The sequence below is a fragment of the Pseudomonas sp. TE3786 genome (assembly GCF_054057335.1).
Window position 1 is genome coordinate 61,683 of the sequence record NZ_JBSRZF010000008.1, and the last position, 18,378, is coordinate 80,060.

The 18,378-nt window shown below is 62.6% G+C and carries 16 protein-coding genes; 4 read left to right on the top strand and 12 right to left on the bottom strand.

Translation table 11 applies throughout. From position 1 onward, the window contains the following. Nucleotides 1-160: 160 nt before the first annotated feature. A complete protein-coding gene (locus ACVW0Y_RS11155) occupies nt 161-1,111 on the top strand; it encodes an alpha/beta hydrolase family protein (protein ID WP_457438482.1) in 951 nt (316 codons plus the stop codon). Here ACVW0Y_RS11155 and ACVW0Y_RS11160 read toward each other — a convergent pair. Together ACVW0Y_RS11160 and ACVW0Y_RS11165 are read right to left on the bottom strand one after the other, a co-directional pair. Then, on the bottom strand, nt 1,100-2,284 hold the full coding sequence (locus tag ACVW0Y_RS11160; protein ID WP_457438294.1) for an MFS transporter: 1,185 nt from the start codon (nt 2,282-2,284) through the stop codon (nt 1,100-1,102). The two genes, ACVW0Y_RS11155 and ACVW0Y_RS11160, sit on opposite strands and share 12 nt — an antisense overlap. A gap of 152 nt (nt 2,285-2,436) precedes the next feature. After that, nucleotides 2,437-4,023, bottom strand: coding sequence for an ABC-F family ATPase (locus tag ACVW0Y_RS11165; protein ID WP_457438296.1), 1,587 nt, complete (start codon nt 4,021-4,023; stop codon nt 2,437-2,439). A gap of 338 nt (nt 4,024-4,361) precedes the next feature. On the opposite strand from ACVW0Y_RS11165, the gene ACVW0Y_RS11170 reads away from it, so the two are divergent. From ACVW0Y_RS11170 to ACVW0Y_RS11180, 3 genes are all read left to right on the top strand, one after another. Further along, entirely contained in the window at nt 4,362-5,369 is a 1,008-nt protein-coding gene (locus ACVW0Y_RS11170) for an aliphatic sulfonate ABC transporter substrate-binding protein (RefSeq protein WP_457438298.1), read from the top strand. A gap of 120 nt (nt 5,370-5,489) precedes the next feature. Next, complete coding sequence (locus tag ACVW0Y_RS11175) at nt 5,490-6,329, top strand: ABC transporter permease (RefSeq protein ID WP_457438299.1); 840 nt, start codon at nt 5,490-5,492, stop codon at nt 6,327-6,329. Between the two features lie 2 nt (nt 6,330-6,331). Further along, the gene (locus ACVW0Y_RS11180) at nt 6,332-7,054 is read left to right on the top strand and encodes an ABC transporter ATP-binding protein (RefSeq protein WP_457438300.1); all 723 of its coding nucleotides are present in this window, start codon (nt 6,332-6,334) and stop codon (nt 7,052-7,054) included. Nucleotides 7,055-7,453: 399 nt separating this feature from the next. On the opposite strand, the gene ACVW0Y_RS11185 is transcribed toward ACVW0Y_RS11180, so the two are convergent. The 10 genes from ACVW0Y_RS11185 to ACVW0Y_RS11230 all read right to left on the bottom strand — a co-directional run bounded on the left by ACVW0Y_RS11185 (nt 7,454) and on the right by ACVW0Y_RS11230 (nt 18,286). Next, on the bottom strand, nt 7,454-8,554 hold the full coding sequence (locus tag ACVW0Y_RS11185) for a sigma-54 interaction domain-containing protein (RefSeq protein WP_457438302.1): 1,101 nt from the start codon (nt 8,552-8,554) through the stop codon (nt 7,454-7,456). An 8-nt stretch (nt 8,555-8,562) separates the two neighbouring features. Then, the gene (locus tag ACVW0Y_RS11190) at nt 8,563-9,750 is read right to left on the bottom strand and encodes an acyl-CoA dehydrogenase family protein (RefSeq protein ID WP_457438303.1); all 1,188 of its coding nucleotides are present in this window, start codon (nt 9,748-9,750) and stop codon (nt 8,563-8,565) included. A 120-nt stretch (nt 9,751-9,870) separates the two neighbouring features. After that, on the bottom strand, nt 9,871-11,025 hold the full coding sequence (gene ssuD, locus ACVW0Y_RS11195) for an FMNH2-dependent alkanesulfonate monooxygenase (RefSeq protein ID WP_457438304.1): 1,155 nt from the start codon (nt 11,023-11,025) through the stop codon (nt 9,871-9,873). Nucleotides 11,026-11,035: 10 nt separating this feature from the next. Next, nucleotides 11,036-11,614 carry an FMN reductase gene (msuE, locus tag ACVW0Y_RS11200; RefSeq protein WP_457438306.1) on the bottom strand — a complete coding sequence of 193 codons (579 nt, stop codon included), beginning with the start codon at nt 11,612-11,614 and terminating at the stop codon, nt 11,036-11,038. Nucleotides 11,615-11,899: 285 nt separating this feature from the next. After that, on the bottom strand, nt 11,900-12,544 hold the full coding sequence (locus ACVW0Y_RS11205) for a methionine ABC transporter permease (protein ID WP_457438307.1): 645 nt from the start codon (nt 12,542-12,544) through the stop codon (nt 11,900-11,902). After that, on the bottom strand, nt 12,534-13,652 hold the full coding sequence (locus ACVW0Y_RS11210; protein ID WP_457438308.1) for a methionine ABC transporter ATP-binding protein: 1,119 nt from the start codon (nt 13,650-13,652) through the stop codon (nt 12,534-12,536). The genes ACVW0Y_RS11205 and ACVW0Y_RS11210 overlap by 11 nt, the downstream gene beginning before the upstream one ends. Further along, nucleotides 13,652-14,452: a MetQ/NlpA family ABC transporter substrate-binding protein gene (locus ACVW0Y_RS11215; protein WP_457438310.1), complete on the bottom strand. Its 801-nt coding sequence runs from the start codon at nt 14,450-14,452 to the stop codon at nt 13,652-13,654. Before ACVW0Y_RS11215 ends, ACVW0Y_RS11210 begins: the two co-directional genes overlap by 1 nt. Nucleotides 14,453-14,484: 32 nt before the next feature. Continuing rightward, nucleotides 14,485-15,843 carry an LLM class flavin-dependent oxidoreductase gene (locus ACVW0Y_RS11220; RefSeq protein WP_457438312.1) on the bottom strand — a complete coding sequence of 453 codons (1,359 nt, stop codon included), beginning with the start codon at nt 15,841-15,843 and terminating at the stop codon, nt 14,485-14,487. Then, complete coding sequence (locus tag ACVW0Y_RS11225) at nt 15,840-17,033, bottom strand: SfnB family sulfur acquisition oxidoreductase (RefSeq protein WP_457438313.1); 1,194 nt, start codon at nt 17,031-17,033, stop codon at nt 15,840-15,842. The genes ACVW0Y_RS11220 and ACVW0Y_RS11225 overlap by 4 nt, the downstream gene beginning before the upstream one ends. Nucleotides 17,034-17,044: 11 nt before the next feature. Next, a complete protein-coding gene (locus ACVW0Y_RS11230) occupies nt 17,045-18,286 on the bottom strand; it encodes an SfnB family sulfur acquisition oxidoreductase (protein ID WP_457438315.1) in 1,242 nt (413 codons plus the stop codon). Nucleotides 18,287-18,378: the final 92 nt, after the last annotated feature.

Below are 18,378 nucleotides of genomic sequence, written 5' to 3' on the forward strand. Positions count from 1 at the left end.
GTTCGCCGCCCTGCAGCCGTTGCGGTTGCACACAGGTTGATCGGGGTCGGCATCTGCTGTGGAGGTGAGCGTGAGCACCTTTTTTGCGCGTTGGTTGCTGCTGTTGCTCGGTTTGGTGGCTATTTGCGCACCAACACTGGCTGCCACTGGCGGTGGGCGAATGACCGTGGGCTTTCATCAGATGACCCTGCACGACCCCCTCGATCAGCAACCGATGCAGGCCGTGGCGTTCTACCCAGCCTTTGCCCGTGCCACCATCAGTAACATCGGTCCCTACCATATTGCCGCCGGGCAGGACGCGCCGGTCGCTCCCGGTCACTATCCGTTGCTGGTTCTATCCCACGGCAACAGCGGCAGCCCGCTGGCCCAGCACGACCTTGCCACCTACCTGGCCAAGCACGGTTTTGTGGTGCTGGCGGTGGTGCATCCGGGCGACAACTACGCCGACCAGAGCCGTCTGGGCACCCTGAGCAACCTCTATGGGCGGCCGATGCAGATCTCCCAGGCGATCACCGATGCCCTGCAGGACCCCTGGCTGGAGCCCTTTCTCGATGAGCAGCGGATCGGCATGATCGGCTACTCCGCCGGTGGCGAAACCGCCTTGATCGTTGGTGGCGCACAGCCGCAGATGCAGTTGCTGCGCGACTATTGCCAGGCCCACCCCGGCGACCAGGACGCCTGCCGCAGCCAGGGCGAACTGGTGGTCGACCGTGATGATCTGGTGCCCGAGAGCGATCCCCGGGTAAAGGCGTTGATGCTGTTGGCACCGCTGAGCCTGATGTTCGGCAAGGAGGAGCTGCAGGACGTGCAGGTGCCGGTGCTGATGTACGCCGGCGACCATGACCAGCTACTGGCCATCGAGACCAACGCCCTGGCCCTCACCCACAGCCTGCCGCAGCCCCCCGACTACCGCCTGCTGGACGGTGCCGGCCACTTTATCTTTATGTCGCCGTGCTCGGCCGAGCAGGAGCAGATGATGCCGATGCTTTGCGAAGATGCCGAAGGCGTGGACCGGGGCAAGATTCATCGACGGATGAACGCCGAAGCGGTGGAGTTCTTCAGCACCGTGCTGGGGCCGGATCTGGCTGACCACCAGGCGTCATTGCACTAGCCTGGCGCGACGGGCCAGCCACAGGCTCAGGGTCAGCCCGGCGACAGCCAGCAGGGCCGCGGCGAGGAAAATGCCGTTATAGCCAAAGCCATACGCCACAGCGCCCATCAGTGGCCCGGCAATCGCCAGGGCCAAATCAAAGAACACCGCATAGGCACTGAAGCCGGCACTGCGGCTGCTGTCGGGAATCTGCTTGATGGCCTCCACCCCCAGCGCCGGATAGACCAGCGACAGGCCGCAACCGGTCAGCGCCGCGCCGGCCATCGCCCACAGCGGCGAAGGAGCGAACCACAACAGCAGCAGGCCGAGGGTTTCGATGCCCATGCAGCCGATGGCCACGCTATAGCCGCCGTAGTGCTTGATGGCATCGATCAACAACACCCGCGCACCGATAAAGGCCACGCCAAAGGCCGACAGGCTATAGGCCGCGCCGCTCCAGCCTTTGCTGGCAAAGTACAGGGCCACAAAGGTGGTCAGGGTGCCGTAACCAATCGAGCCCAGCGCCAGGCCCAGGCCGTAGGGTGCGATACGGCCGAGCACCGTGCTGAATGGCAGGCGCTCGCCCTTGAGCACCGGTGCCGAGGTGCGTTTGCGGATCAGCAGCAAGCCCAGCAGCGCCAGTGCGGTGAGGGCGCAGCCCATGGTCCAGTAACCCCAGGCATCCACCATCAACACCCCGAGGGGCGCGCCGATGGCGATGGCGCCATAGGCGGCGATACCGTTCCAGGAAATCACCCGCGCGGTGTGTTCCGTCCCCACCTGATTGATGCCCCAGCTGATGGTGCTGACGCCCAGCAGCCCCTGGGTAACGCCCAGCAACAGGCGGGCGGCGAACATGATCAACAGGCTTAGCAGCGGCAGATGACTGAGCTCGGTGGACAGCAGGGTCAGCAGGCCGCTGATAGCGATGCCGCACAGCCCGTACACCAGTGCCGGTTTGGTACCGAGGCTGTCGGCCAGGCGTCCGGCCAGTGGGCGAGTCAGCAGGGTGGCAAGGTATTGCGAGGCGATAGTCAGGCCGGCGATGACCGCGCCGTAGCCCAGCACGTCATGCACGAAGCCCGGCACCACGGCGATAGGAATACCGATGCAGAGAAAACCGAGAAAGGTATAGAACACCACGGACAGAATCTGCCCGGTGATCGCCATGGAGCTGGGCGCTGGGGTATGCATGGGGACGCTTCACCGAAAACCTGCGGCAATCATGGCCGCTGGCGGGGGAGAAGGAAAGGCAGCTAACGATTGGATCAAAGAGCTGAATGACGGGAGTACCCCAATAAAAACGCCCCGCAAAAGCGGGGCGTTCGGTGCAGCGTAAAGCGGGCTTAAATCACCACACCCTGGCTGCGCAGGTAGTCGTCATAGGTGCCGCTGAAGTCCACCACGCCGCTGGCCGACAGCTCGATGATGCGGGTGGCCAGGGAAGATACGAACTCACGGTCGTGGCTGACGAAAATCAGCGTGCCCGGGTAGTTCTCCAGCGCCAGGTTCAGCGCCTCGATGGACTCCATGTCCAAGTGGTTGGTCGGTTCGTCCATGATCAGCACGTTGGGCTTTTGCAGGATCAGCTTGCCAAACAGCATGCGGCCTTGCTCACCACCGGAGATCACCTTCACCGACTTGAGGATCTCGTCGTTGGAGAACAGCATGCGCCCCAGGGTGCCACGGATCATCTGCTCGCCGGTGGTCCACTGGCCCATCCAGTCGAAGAGGGTCACGTCGTCTTCAAAGTCGTGGGCGTGGTCCTGGGCGTAGTAGCCCAGCTCCGCGCTGTCAGTCCACTTCACGGTACCGGCATCCGGGGTCAGCTCGCCGACCAGGGTGCGCAGCAGGGTGGTTTTGCCGATACCGTTCGGGCCGATGATGGCCACGCGCTCGCCGGCTTCGACCTGGAAGCTGAAGTTCTTGAACAGGGTTTTGCCGTCAAAACCCTTGGCCATGTTTTCGATCATCACGGCCTGGCGGTGCAGCTTTTTGGTCTGTTCGAAACGAATAAACGGGCTGACGCGGCTGGACGGCTTGACCTCGGCCAGCTGGATCTTGTCGATCTGCTTGGCGCGCGAGGTGGCTTGCTTGGCTTTCGAGGCGTTGGCCGAGAAGCGGCTGACGAAGCTTTGCAGCTCGTTGATCTGCGCTTTCTTCTTGGCGTTGTCCGACAGCAGTTGCTCGCGCGACTGGGTGGCCGCAGTCATGTACTCGTCGTAGTTGCCCGGGAACAGACGCAGCTCGCCGTAGTCCAGGTCAGCCATGTGGGTGCACACGCTGTTCAGGAAGTGACGGTCGTGGGAAATGATGATCATGGTGCTGTTACGGCTGGTCAGAATGTTTTCCAGCCAGCGGATGGTGTTGATGTCCAGGTGGTTGGTTGGCTCGTCGAGCAGCAACACTTCCGGATCGGAGAACAACGCCTGGGCCAACAGCACCCGCAGTTTCCAGCCCGGTGCCACTTCGGTCATCGGGCCGAAGTGTTGTTCCAACGGAATACCCAGGCCCATCAGCAGCTCACCGGCGCGGGATTCGGCGGTGTAGCCGTCCATCTCGGCGAACTCGGTTTCCAGCTCGGCCACGGCCATGCCGTCTTCTTCGCTCATTTCTGGCAGCGAGTAGATACGGTCGCGCTCAGCCTTAACTTTCCACAGTTCTTCGTGGCCCATGATCACGGTATCGATCACGGTGAATTGCTCGTAAGCGAACTGATCCTGACGCAGCTTACCCAGGCGCACGTTCGGCTCAAGCATCACCTGGCCGCCGGAAGCCTCCAGATCGTCGCCGAGAATCTTCATGAAGGTCGACTTGCCGCAGCCGTTCGCGCCGATCAGGCCGTAGCGGTTGCCGCCGGCAAACTTGACGGAAACGTTTTCGAACAGCGGCTTGGCGCCGAACTGCATGGTGATATTGGCGGTAGAGATCACGGTGGGAATCCAGGGGTAGACGCAAAAAAGGACGCGATTGTAGCGGTTTGAGCGGGCGAGCGCTGCTCTATCGCGCCGGGCGGGCGAGCAATAGGCAACGGCGCAGCGACCGCCTGTGTTGATCACGCAACTGTTGCTCCAGCAACAGCTGATCAGCAGGCTGTTTCCCACCTAACAGCGGATTGCCGGGTTTTTTACGCAAAGGCCCGGTATGCCTGGGTTTCAGCGGTTGGCACGAGTGCTGCAATATTCCTGGCGAATAGCGATTGTCTTTCTGTACCTGTCTTTTGGGTATAAGCAAAGCAGCCATCGCGCCCGCCCTCGCAAGGAGTTTTGCCATGAGTTCCACTCTTTTCCGCCCTGGCCGTCTGGCCCGTTTTTTTACTGTTGCCGGTCTGGCCCTGGCGTCGTCGTTGGCCACGCTGACCACGGCGCAGGCGGACGACGCGCTGCCTAAAGAGCTGCGTCTGGATTACGCCTACTACTCGCCCACCAGCCTGGTGCTCAAGCATTTCGGGTGGCTGGAGCAGAGCGTCGGCGAGGGCAGCAAGGTGACCTGGACCCTCAGCCAGGGCAGCAACCGCGCGCTGGAATACCTCAACAGCGGCAGCATCGATTTCGGCTCCACCGCCGGTTTGGCCGCAGTGCTGAGCCGTGCCAACGGCAGCCCGATCAAGACCGTGTATATCGCCAGTCGTCCGGAGTGGACCGCATTGGTAGTGGCCAAGGACTCGCCGATCAAAACCGTCGCCGACCTCAAGGGCCACAAGATCGCCGCCACCAAGGGCACCGATCCGTACCTGTTCACCCTGCGTAGCCTGGAGCAGGCCGGCCTGAACAAAAACGATGTGGAGCTGGTGCACCTGCAACACGCCGATGGCCGCATCGCCCTGGAAAAAGGTGATGTGGATGCCTGGGCCGGTCTCGACCCGTTGCTGGCTGCCAGCCAGTTGCAAGCTGGTTCGCGAATCCTCTACCACAACGTCAATTTCAACAGCTACGGCGTGATCAACGTTACCGAGAAGTTCGCCCAGCAGTATCCGCAGGCCATCGACAAGGTGATCAGCGCCTACGAAAAAGCCCGCAAGTGGGCGCAGGAAAACCCGGAAGAGCTGGCGCAGATCCTCTCCAAGGAATCCGGTCTGCCGCTGGACGTGGCCAAGCTGCAACTGCAACGCACCGACTTCAGCAACTCGCAGCCAGGTGCTGAACATATCGCGGCGCTGAAAGCAGCGGCACCGATTCTGGTCACCGAAGAGCTGGTGCGCAAAGGCGTGGACGTAAATGCCGTGGTGGATCAATTGATCGAGCCGTCGTTCAGCAAGCAGGCGATTGCTGCGAAATAAGCCAAGCCGCGGTCCCGTGGGAGGGGCTTTAGCCGCGATGTTCTTGATCTTGAAAAATCAAAAGCATCGCGGCTAAAGCCTCTCCCACAAGGTTTTTTGTGAAGCCTTAGAGAGTCACCTATGACAAGCAAAAGCAAAGCCCTGCCGACCATCGCCGCCACCGGCTGGAAGCTGGACCTGAATGCCGCTGCCTGGAAACGCCGCGCCAAAGGGCTGGTTCTGCCTGTGTTGGTGTTGCTGGCCCTCGAATTCGTCGTGCGCATCGGCTGGGTGCCGTCGTACCAACTGCCGGCCCCCAGTGAAATCGCCGTGACCCTCGGCGAGCTGGCCAACGGTCCGCTGTGGAAACATATCGGTGCCAGTGTGGCGCGGGTGCTACTGGGTTTTGCCATTGGTGCCAGCCTGGCGTTGCTGGCCGCTGCCTGGGTCGGTTTGAGCCGCGAAGCGGAAGCCTATCTGGAGCCGACCTTCGCTGGCCTGCGGGCCATTCCCAGCCTGGCCTGGGTACCGCTGTTGCTGCTTTGGCTGGGGATCGACGAAACCTCCAAGGTGGTGCTGATTGCCATCGGCGCGTTCTTTCCGGTGTACCTCAATGGCGTGGCGGCGATCCGCAATATCGACCGCAAGCTGGTGGAGGTGGGGCAGATGTATGGCTTCAGTGCCACCCAACTGGCGCGGCGGATTCTCTTGCCGGCCGCCTTGCCTGGCCTGTTCACCGGCTTGCGCAGCGGCATGAGCCTGGCCTGGATGTTTCTCGTGGCCGCCGAGTTGATCGCTGCCACCAAGGGCCTTGGCTACCTGCTTACCGATGGCCGCGAAACCTCGCGTCCGGACATTGTGCTGGCGGCGATTATCGTCCTCGCCTTGCTGGGCAAACTCTGTGATGGCGTGCTGGCCAAACTGGAGCAGCATTTTCTCGATTGGCGTGATGCCTTTACCGGCAACGGCGGGGAGGCGTAAGCATGACCGAAGCGCTATTGAATGTGCGTGTAGAGCGCAAGAACTTCGCCGCCGTTACCGTGCTGCGCAATATCGATTTGCACCTGCAGGAGCGCGAAGTGGTCAGCTTGCTGGGTCCCAGTGGCTGCGGCAAAAGCACCTTGCTGCGGATTGCGGCGGGGCTGGAGCGCGAGTTCAGCGGCGAAGTCAGCCGCGGCGGGCAGGGCGCTGAAGTGGCCTTTGTCTTCCAGGAGCCGCGGCTGATGCCGTGGCTGACGGTGGCAGAAAATATCGGCTTCAGTGCCGGTGCCCAGTTCGACCAGAAATGGGTGCGCCAGCTGATCAACGAGGTGGGCCTGGAAGGCTTTGCCGAGGCTTTGCCCAAGCAGCTTTCCGGCGGTATGGCGCAGCGCGTGGCCTTGGCGCGAGGTCTGTATTCACGGCCACGGGTGTTGCTGCTGGACGAACCCTTCAGCGCCGTGGATGCCTTTACCCGTATGAAGCTACAGGATTTGCTGCTGCAACTGGCCGCCCACCACGGCATTGCCTTACTGCTGGTGACCCATGATGTGGACGAGGCGCTGTACCTCAGCGATCGGGTGCTGGTGATGGGTGGTTCGCAGCCGAGCAGTATTCGTCTGGAGCTGCCGGTGCCATTGGCGCGGCCGCGGGATCGGCGGGAGCCGCGCCTGGCCACGCTGAAAGTCGAGGCGTTGACCGAGTTGCAGTTGGCGCATGTGATCTAGCCGGCAACTGCGCGGCCTGAACCACCACCTCGCCGGATTGCCGGCCCACTGGGTCCCAGCCTGCGCTGGGACGACGGAGTTCTGCAGAAAAACCTCCGTCATCCCGGCGCAGGCTGGGAACCAGAGTGTCGGATATGGCGTGGATCGGGTTCAGGCCGACAGTCGTACCACCGATTTCCCCCTGCGCTGGGACGACGGAGTTCTGCAGAAAAACCGCCGTCATCCCAGCGCAGGCTGGGATCCAGAATTTCGGATGTGGCGTGGATCGGGTTCAGGCCGACAGACGTACCACCGATTTCCCCCTGCGCCGGGACGACGGATGTCTGGGGAAAACCTCCGTCATCCCGGCGCAGGCTGGGATCCAGAATTTCGGATGTGGCGTGGTAGGCGAATTACCGGTCAGATCGACAGATGCAGCACCCGATTCCCCGCCTGTACTTCCTCACCTCGGCGCTTGTTCACCACCAACTCACCAATGGCAATCAACCGCGCGCGGGTGATGTTGCGGCTCAGGCCCAGCAGGCTGGCGGTATGCACCTGGTTGTAGTGGCAGAACCGGTAGGCGGCGCGCAGCAAGGTGTCTTCGACCTTTTCATGCAGGCCGCCAGCCTGTTCTTCGAACAGGCGCATAAAGGCGCGCTGCATCAAGGCCTCGGCGGACTCGTGGGGCGCATGCTGTTCGTCCTGCCGCTCGATGCGCATATTCGACAGGCGCAGGTCCTCGTCGCGAATCAGGTCGTCGCGGCAAATCAGCAGGGTGTGGTGAATAACGTTTTCCAGCTCGCGGATATTGCCCGGCCAGCTGTAGTTCACCAGCTTGGCCTCCGCCTGGGCGCTGAGCTGGACGTCGCCATAACCCAGGCGGCCGCTGTAGCTGCGGACGAAATGGCGGGTCAGCGGCAGGATATCGCCGGGGCGTTCGCGCAGCGGATGCAGTTGCAGGCTGACCACGTTCAGGCGGTAGAACAGGTCTTCGCGGAAATGCCCGGCGTTGATGGCTTTTTCCAGCAGCACATTGGTGGCCGCCAGCACCCGTACATTGATCGGAATGCTTTTGCGGGAGCCCAGGCGCACCACTTCGCGCTCCTGCAACACTCGCAGCAATTTGACCTGAATGGCCATCGGCAAATCGCCGATTTCATCGAGGAACAGGGTGCCGCCGTTGGCTTCTTCGAACCAGCCGGCTTTGGCCGCCAGGGCGCCGGTAAAGGCGCCTTTTTCATGGCCGAACAGTTCGGCCTCCACCAGCGATTCGGAAAAGGCACCGCAGTTGACCGCCACAAAGGGCCCGCTGCTGCGGCGGCTGAGATTGTGGATATGCCGCGCCACCAGTTCCTTACCGGTTCCGGTCTCGCCAATGATCAGGACGCTGGCCTCGCTGGGGGCGACCTGTTGCAAGTGGGCGAGAAGGGCCTGCGATTTGGGGTCTTCGAACACCTGTGCGGTGGCCCGGATCGAGGTTGCCAGTGCGGGGGAAGCTGGGAGGGTAAGCAGTTGCATGGTCATGCCTATGAGTAAAAGGTCGGAGTCGGCACGTTGTGGTTCAACGCCCAGTCACCCAGTTCGTGAATCTTGTAGTCCACCGGGTCGTGCAGAGTTTGCGTACGCAGGTTGCGCCAGTAGCGGTCCAGACGCAGGGATGCATGGGTGGCGCGCGCGCCGGTCACCTCGAACAGCCGGCTACAGAGGTCGAGGCCGGTGCGCGTGGCGGACACCTTGGCGGCGGCAATCGCCAGGGCCAGATGGCCGCGTTCTTCGCTGCTCAAGGCGTGCTCTTGGTGCCAGGCCTCGTCCAGCAGGTGGGCCGCCCGCTCAACCAGCAGCCGGGTGCCTTCCAGGGCGGCCCAGAACTCGCCGTAATGGCGCAGCACATAGGGGTCTTCGCTAACGCTGGCGGCCTTGGATTTGAACCAGGGCCGACTTTCCTTGAGCGTGTATTGCCGCGCTTCGTCCAGGGCCCCTTCGCTGATGCCGAGGAAGATATGGGCGAAGTGCAGTTGCGCAATCAGCGGTCGCAGGCAGGCGAAGGGCGTGCTCAGCGGCCCCGGGTCGAGCAGCAGTTCCGACTCTTCCACACGCACCCGTTCAAAACTGGCGCTGCCGCTGTCGGTCTGCCGCTGGCCCATATTGTTCCAGTCATCGAACAGGGTGATGCCGGTGCGGGCGGTGGGTACGGCGGCGATCAGCAGCTTGCCGCCGGCGCTTTCGTCGATGGCCGAGGCAATCAGCATTTCCGAGTCGGTGGCACCGGAGCAGAAACTTTTCTTGCCGGAGAACTCGCGGTGGTCGGCAAATTTCTTCACCACGGTGCGGGTGTCCAGCGGATTCAGGGCATTGCCCCAGAACCAGTTCTTGCGCGCGGTGGCTTCGAACCACGGCTGCCATTGTTCGGGGCGGGCAAACAGGCGCACGGTGGCCAGCATCAGGTGTTGAAAACCGAACACATGGGCGATGGAGCTATCGACCTTGGCGAACTCGCGAACGATATTCAGGGTTTCGCTCCAGCTGGCACCAATGCCACCAAACTGGGTGGGGATGCTCAGGGCCAGCAGGCCGCTGGCGCGCAGGGCATCGCGCTCGGCTTTCGGCGTACCGCCATGCTGGTCGCGCTCGACGGCGGTTTCGGCAAAGTCGGCGGCCAGCAGGCGGGCGGTTTGCAAAGGGTTGAGTACCGCCGGGTTGGGGTGGGTGCTCACACGGTGTTCCTCATTCAAGAATCTGAATCCCGGCCTGCGCCGGGATGACGGAAGTTTTTGTCCGGAGCACCGTCATCCCAGCGCAGGCTGGGATCCAGAATGTCCGTATTAACGAAGGTCTCAAGCTGGCTGCTTACGTTGCGAAGCAGGCAACACATCATTGGCAATCATCTCGCCAAACGGCCCGGTCAAATTGGTCACCCCTCGCCCCGCCAGGCTGGCGTAAGGCTCAGGCAGCAACGGAAACACCAGCTCGGCAAAGCGATAGGCCTCTTCCAGGTGCGGATAGCCGGAGAAAATAAAGCTCTCGATACCCAGGTCGGCGTATTCCTTGATCCGCGCGGCCACCTGCTGTGGATCGCCCACCAGCGCAGTGCCGGCACCGCCGCGCACCAGGCCGACGCCAGCCCATAGATTGGGGGCGATTTCCAGGTTGTCGCGGCGGCCGTTGTGCAGGGCGGCCATGCGTTTCTGCCCTTCGGAGTCAAAGCGCGAAAAGGATTTCTGCGCCGCTTCGATGGTGTCGTCGCTGATGTGCTCGATCAGCTTGCTGGCGGCTTGCCAGGCTTCGTCGGCGGTCTCGCGCACGATCACATGCAGGCGGATGCCGAACTTCACCGTGCGCCCTTGCTTGGCGGCACGGGCACGCACGTCGGCGAGTTTCTCGGCCACGGCTGCGGGTGGCTCGCCCCAGGTCAGGTACACGTCGACTTGCTCGGCCGCCAGGTCATGGGCCGCGTCGGACGAACCGCCGAAATACAGCGGCGGGTAGGGCTGCTGGATCGGCGGATACAGCGCTTTGGCGTTCTGCACGTTGATGTGTTTGCCTTCGAAATCCACCGATTCGCCTTGCAGCACACGGCACCAGACCTTGAGGAATTCGTCGGTCACTTCATAGCGCTCGGCATGGCTCAGGTGAATGCCATCGCCACGGTTTTCATCCGGGTCGCCACCGGTGACCACGTTGATCAGCAGACGACCGCCGGACAGGCGATCCAGGGTCGCGGCCATACGCGCCGACACGGTGGGCGAAATGATCCCCGGACGAATCGCCACCAGATAACGCAGGCGTTCGGTCAGCGGTGCCAGGGCCGAGGCCACCACCCAGGAGTCCTCGCAAGAGCGCCCGGTGGGAATCAGTACACCGTAGTAACCGAGGCTATCAGCGGCCTGCGCCACTTGCTTGAGGTAGGGCAGGGTAACCGGGCGTGCGCCCTGGCTGGTGCCGAGAAAATGGCCGTCGCCATGGGTGGGAAGAAACCAGAACACATTCATAAAAGGCGCCTCAGGCAATTTTCTTCAGGGTGGCGGCGCCGTTTGCAAACAGCGGCGCGGCGCGCTCGACGGCTAGCTGGATACGGGCCTTGAGCAACTCGCTGCTGACTGCATAGTTGGTGAAGTCAGCTTCGCTGGCGTATACGCCAATCGGCAGGGTCAGCGACTGGAAGAAGCTGAACAGCGGACGCAGCTGGTGATCGATAACCAGCGCATGGCGCTCGCTGCCACCGGTGGCGGCAAGCAGTACCGGGGTGTCGATCAGCGCATTCATTTCCACCAGATCGAACAGATGCTTGAGCAGGCCCGGGTAGGAGCCGCGGTACACCGGCGAGGCGACGATCAGCAGATCGGCGTTCTCGATGGCCTGCACCTGGGCTTCGACGTCAGCTGGCAATTCACTGCGTTGCAGCGCGCCACCGACCGCGCGGGCAATGCTGCCCAGCTCGATCAGCTGGCTATTCACCGTGCGGCCCACGCGGGTCAATTGCTCGCTGAGCTGAGCCAACAGTTGTTCGGCCAGCACCAGGGTGCGGGAAGGCCGGTAGGAGCTACCGGCAATGGCGACTACGTTGAGAGGTGCGGTCATGTTCAATTCCTGTGGTGTTACGCGAGCAATAGATTGATTCGCGCGCTTGAACAGGCTTTTGCAAGTGCTGGGCCAGCAACAGAGGCCCCGGAATTCGCGGCTTGCAGGGCTGCTTGCGGCGTTAGTGGTGTTCGCCGGGCAAGCAATTGCTGATCAGCTGTTGCTTCAGCAACAGTTGCTGGAGCAACACTTGGAGTGCGGTGCCTGTAGGAGCGGCTTCAGCCGCGATGTCTTTGATCGCCCTGATGCCCAATCGCGGCTGAAGCCGCTCCTGCAAAAGGCCCTTCACCGTTTATTCAACACCCGCGCCAAGCGGTCCCCGCCCAACTGAATCGCCGCCACCAGAATCACCAGCATGACAATCACCGTGAGCATCACCTGGCTGTCGAAGCGCTGGTAGCCGTAGCGGTAGGCGATATCGCCGAGCCCACCGGCACCAATGGCACCGGCCATGGCCGAGGAGTTGATCATGGTCACCAGGGTGATGGTGAAACCGCCGACGATGCCCGGTAGCGCTTCGGGCAGCAGCACATGCCAGACGATATGCCAGCGCCGGCAGCCCATGGCCTGGGCGGCTTCGATCAGACCCTGGTCGACTTCACGCAAGCTGACTTCGGCGATGCGCGCAAAGAACGGCGTGGCGGCGATAGTCAGCGGCACCACAGCGGCCCATACGCCATAGGTGGTGCCGACGATCAGGCGAGTGAAGGGAATCAGCGCCACCATCAGAATCAGAAAGGGGATGGAGCGGAACAGATTGACGAAAGCGCCCAGCAGCCGGTTGAGATTGGGCGCTTCGTAGATGCCGCCCTTGCCGCTGGTAACCAGAATCACCGCCAGCGGAATACCGGCCAGCAGCGCGATCAGCGACGACACGCCGACCATCAGAAAGGTGTCGATCACCCCCTGTAGCAATCGATCAAACCACATAGCCGATCACCTCCACCTGTTGTGCCCATTGCCCGGCGCGTTGGCGCAAACGTTCGCTATCCAGCGCCGAGGCGCTGACCGCCAGGACCAGTTGGCCCAGGGCATGGCCCTGAATACGTTCGACCCCGCCTTGCAGCAAACGCACGCGCCCACCGAGGGCGGCGAACAGCGCGGCCAGATCGGGCTCTTCGCTGTGGCTGCCGGTAAATTGCAAGCGCAGCACCACGGCCGCGTCGGCCGACACCGGGTAGCTGTGCAGGCGGCTGCGCAGCTCTTCCGGCAGACCGTGTTGCAAGGGTGCCAGCAGGGTTTTGCTGACCTCATGCTGCGGGTTGCCGAACACTTCCCAGACCGGGCCCTGTTCGACGATGCGGCCATGCTCAAGCACCACCACGCGGTCGCAGATTTCGCGGATCACCGCCATCTCGTGGGTGATCAATACGATGGTCAGGCCCAGGCGCTGGTTGATCTCTTTGAGCAGGCCGAGGATCGACTGGGTGGTCTCCGGGTCCAGCGCCGAGGTGGCTTCGTCGCAGAGCAGAATTTCCGGGTCATGCACCAGCGCGCGGGCGATGCCGACGCGCTGTTTCTGCCCGCCGGAGAGCTGCGCCGGGTAGGCCTGGTGTTTATCCTGCAGGCCCACCAGCTCCAGCAGCTCGCGGACCTTTTGCTGGCGGGCGTGCTTGGCTACGCCGGCGACCTTGAGGGGCAGTTCGACGTTCTGCCATACGGTTTTCGCCGACATCAGATTGAAGTGCTGAAAGATCATGCCGATGCGCCGCCGCAACGCCACCAGACGGTCCTCATCGAAGTCGCCGATATCCACCTGGTCGATCAGCACGCGGCCGCTGCTGGGTTGTTCCAGGCGGTTGATGGTGCGGATCAACGAGGATTTTCCGGCTCCGCTGCGGCCAATGATGCCAAACACTTCGCCACGGGGAATCGCCAGGTCGATGCTGTGCAGCGCGTGCAAGTCGCCGTAGGTTTTGCCCACGCCGATAAAACGCACATGGGCGCGATTCAGCTCTTTATGGGGATGCGGCTCGGTTTGTGCAGCCAGCGGTCGAGTGATCTCGGTGCGCTGGCGGGGCAGATTGACCACGCTCATCAGTTGTTCCAGCCCGGTTGGTACAGGCTGCCGTTGGCTTTATCCAGCGCGGCGCGCACCACTGGCGAGTGCTGGTAGATATCGACGAACTTGGCCAGGCGCGGGTCGCTTTTGCTTTTCGGCTGGATGACGAACTGAATGACATATTCCGGGTGATCCAGGCCATCGAAGAGCAGCGCGGTGGTGGCGTCGAAGCTTTTGGCCTGGCGGATATAGGCGGGGTAGCCCTGCACCAGATCGGCATCGTCGTAGGCGCGCACCAGTTGCACGGCTTCCACCTGGATGATTTTCAGCTGCTTGGGGTTGCTCAGAATGTCGTCTTCGGTGGCTTTGTAGCTAACCCCGGGTTTAAGCGTAAGCAGCCCGGCCTTGGCCAACAGCTGCAAACCGCGCCCGCCATTGATCGGGTCATTGGCGATGGCCACGGTGGCACCTTCGGGCAGCTCGGCGAAGCTTTTGTAGCGCTTCGAGTAGAGGCCGACGTTATTGATAATGCCGGGGGCAAACGGCTCCAGATCAAAACCGGCGGCGGCCTTGGCGTTTTCCAGGAACGGGATGTGCTGGAAGTAGTTCACGTCGATATCGCCAGCCGCCAGGCTGACATTGGGCGCGATCCAGTCGGTGAATTCCACCAGTTCGACTTTCAGGCCTTGCTTGTCGGCCTCGGCGACAGCCGCTTCCAAGGGAATGGCAAAGGCGGCGGTGGTGCCCAGTTTCAGGGGTTCGTCCGCGGCAAATACGCTGCTGCTGAGCAGGCCGAGGGCGAGGGCCAGGGCTTTGAGTGGTGCGCTGTTTTTCATTGAGTGGGCTTCCCGTCTTTTGTAGGTTTCGGTCAGCGGCGATAGGCCGCGCCGGTATGTTGGTCGGGCAACTGCGCGGTGCCATGGAACAGCTTTTCGCGCAGGGTGCCGGTGTCGTAAGCGGTCTTGTAGGAACCGCGGCGTTGCAGTTCGGGAATCACCAGGTCGATAAAATCGACATAGCTTTCCGGAGTGACGATGCGGGTCAGGTTGAAACCGTCCAGGCCGGTTTCAGCGATCCAGCTTTCCAGCTCGTCGGCCACCTGTTGCGCAGAACCGACCACGGTGAAATAGCGGCCGCCGAGGGCGTGCTGGTCGAGCAATTTGCGCCGCGTCCAGTCGTTGTTCTGCAGGACCCTGGTGGCCGATTGAATGGCGTTGCTTTTCACATACTGGATGGGCTCATCCAGTTCGTACTGGGAAAAGTCGATGGCTGTGGAGGCGGAGAAGTGCGCCACGCCGGCTTCAGCGCTGGCGTAATGTCGGTACTCGGCGAGCTTGGCCTGGGCCGCCGCTTCGGTAGCGCCGACGATGACGTTCAAACCCATGAAGATTTTTACGTCGTCTGCCTGACGCCCGGCCGCAACAGCGCTGGCGCGCACCTTGTCGACCTGGGCCTTGGTGGCCGCCTTGTTCTGCCCACTGATAAACACGCACTCGGCATGCCGCCCGGCGAACCGCAAACCGCGCTCGGAGCTACCGGCCTGGAACAACACCGGCGTGCGCTGCGGCGACGGCTCGCAAAGGTGATAACCCTCGACCTGATAGAACTCGCCGTGGTGTTCGACCTTGTGCACCTTGTTCGGCTGGGCATAGATGCGCTGCTCGCGGTCGTTGAGCACCGCGCCATCTTCCCAGCTGCCTTCCCAGAGCTTGTACAGCACCTCCAGGTATTCATCGGCCTGGTCGTAGCGCCGGTCGTGCTCGATCTGCTCGGTCAGGCCCATGGCCTTGGCGGCGCTGTCCAGGTAGCCGGTGACGATATTCCAGCCGACCCGGCCGCGGCTCAGATGGTCGAGGGTGGAGAGACGTCGGGCGAACAGATAGGGGGCTTCGTAGGTCAGGTTGGCGGTCAGGCCGAAGCCGAGGTTTCTGGTTACCGCAGCCATGGCTGAGACCAGCAGCAAAGGGTCGTTGACCGGCAGCTGAATGGCTTCTTTCAGGGGCACGTCCAGCGAGTTCTGATAAACGTCGTAAACGCCGACGATATCGGCAATAAACAACCCGTCGAACAGCCCACGCTCCAGCAACTGCGCCAGCTCGGTCCAGTATTCGAGGCTGTTGAACGCGGTGGAGTTGTCCCGCGGATGGGTCCACAGGCCGTGGTTGATATGCCCGATGCAGTTCATGTTGAAGGCATTGAGCAGGATCTTTTTCTTCGCCCCCATCAAATCGTCCCCCGCAGCGGCGGGTTCTGCTCGTTGAGGTAGTAGTTGCCCACGGCGTGGTACTTCCAGCGCACCGGGTCGTGCAGGGTATGCACCCGGGCATTGCGCCAATGGCGATCCAGACCGTGTTCGGCCAGGGTGGCCTGGCTGCCGGCCAGCTCGAACAGGGTGGTGCCGGCCAGCAGCGAGGTTTCGGTGCTGATGGCGCGGGCTTCGGCCACCGCGATGGAGGCGGCGGCCACGCTCTCAGCGTTGCTGTCGGCCTGGGCGCTGTCGAGAAATTCGCCGGCGCGTTGCAGCAGCGCTTCGCTGGCGCTCAAGCGCACGCTGAGCTGGCCAAGGCTTTTCAGGGTCAGCGGATCTTCGCTGGCGGTGGCGTGGGTGGCATCGATCCACGGCCGGGTTTTAGTGCGGATAAAGTGCAGGGCATCTTCATAGGCGGCGCGGGCGATACCGGTGTCGATGGCGGCGTGGAGAATCTGCGCCAGCGGACCAACCGGTGTCGGCCGTTCGAACGCGCTTTGAAACGGCAGCACATCCTCGGCGGCGACATACACGTTATCGAACACCACCGAGCCGCTGCCGGTGGTGCGCTGGCCAAAGCCGCTCCAGTCATCGATCACGCTCAGACCCTGACTGTTGCGCGGCACAAAGGCCAGTTGCTGCACGCCGGCTTCATCCACCACCGAGGTGGGAATGCGTTGGGCATACAGGGCACCGGTGGCGTAGAACTTGCGGCCGTTGATGCGATAGCCGCTGCCGTCTGGGGTCAGGCGGGTGGTGCGCTCATGGGCGGTTTTGGTGCCCAGTTCGGCCAGGGCATTGCCGAAACGCTGGCCGGCCAGCACCTCGGCATACAGCCGCTGTTGCTGCGCCGGGCTGCCATTCACCCGCAGCACTTCCAGGGCGTAGTAATGGTTCTGCGGAATCTGTCCGAGGGAGCCATCGGCCTGAGCGATCAGGGCGATAACCTTGGCCAGGGTGACATTGGAAACCCCGGCACCGCCGTATTCCTTGGGCACGCTGATGCCCCACAGGCCGGAGCTGGCAAAGGCATCCAGTTCGGCCAGCGGCAGCAGGCGTTCGCGGTCGCGCAGGGCGCTGTCGCGTTTGAAGTCTTCGGCCAGATCGCTGGCAACGATCAGCGCCTGTTCGTCGCTGCTGATAATCGCGGCGTGGTGAGATAAAGACATGGCGTACTCGCTTAAATCCAGGAATGACGGGCTGGCAGGGTGCCGTTCAGGCGATAGGCACCCACGGCGTGGTACTTCCAGCGCAGCGGGTCGTGCAGGGTGTGTACCCGGGCATTGCGCCAATGGCGGTCGAGGTTGAATTCGGCGAGGGTGGCGCGGCTGCCGGCCAACTCGAAGAGCTTTTCGCTGGCCTGCAGGGCGATCTCGCTGGTCAGTGCCTTGGCTTCGGCCACCGCAATCGAGGCCTGGGCGGCGGAGGCGGCAGTGATGGGCGCGGCATTGACCTGGTCGAGCACCTGGCCAGCCCTGTTCAGCAGGGCTTCGGCGGCGTGCAGTTCGATTTTCAGCTTGCCGATATCGGCAATCACATAGAGGTCGTCGCTGGCCCGTTCCACCTGGGCGTCGACCCAGGGCCGCGCCCGTTCGCGGACGAAGCTGATGGCATCGTCGATGGCCGCGCGGGCGATGCCGGCGTCGATGGCGGCCTGCACCAGTTGCGATACCGCGCCCTGGATATTCGGGCTGTCATTGACCCGCCAGTTGTCCAGCACCAGGTCGGCATCGACGCGCACGTTATTGAGCAAAATGGTGCCGCTGGCCGTGGTGCGCTGGCCGAAGCCTGACCAGTCATCAATGATGCGCAGCCCCGGCGTGCCACGGCGGACAAACGCCAGCACCTGCCTGCCGTCATCGTTCAGCGCCTTCACCGCCACCCAATGGGCAAACAGGGCGCCGGTGGAATAAAACTTCTGGCCATTGATCACATAGCCATCGCCGTCGGCGGTGATCCGCGCTTTCAGTTCCAGGGTGTTTTTCGTGCCGCGTTCGGGCCCGGCATTGCCGATGCGCCAGCCGTCCAGCACGCTTTTCAGCAGGTGGCGTTTTTGCAGCTCGGTGCCGCAACCCAGAACCAGGTTGAGGATGCCTACCTGGTTCTGCGGGATCTGCCCCAGCGCCGGATCGGCGGCGGAAATGATCGCGAACACCTTGGCCAGGGTGACAAAACTTACCTGCGGGCCGCCGTACTCGCGCGGCACACCAATGCTGCCGAGGCCGCTACGGGTAAACAGTTCGATCTCCGCCCAGGGCAGCTTGCGCTGGCTGTCACGGCGGGCCGCGTGTTCGCGGGCAACACTGGCCACTTCATAGGCGGCCTGCAGCGCCTGGGCGTCGTTGCTCAACACCTGCGATGGCAGTAGCGGCGGGGCGATATCCAGATCGCTTTCGGGTTTGGCATGGCTGAGGTTGGACATTGATGCGCTCGTCTTGTGAACGGCCGCGCTAGCACGGCGAAGTCGGGTGTAGGGGAGGTCTTGTGGACCGCTGCATATACCCTAAGCGTGTG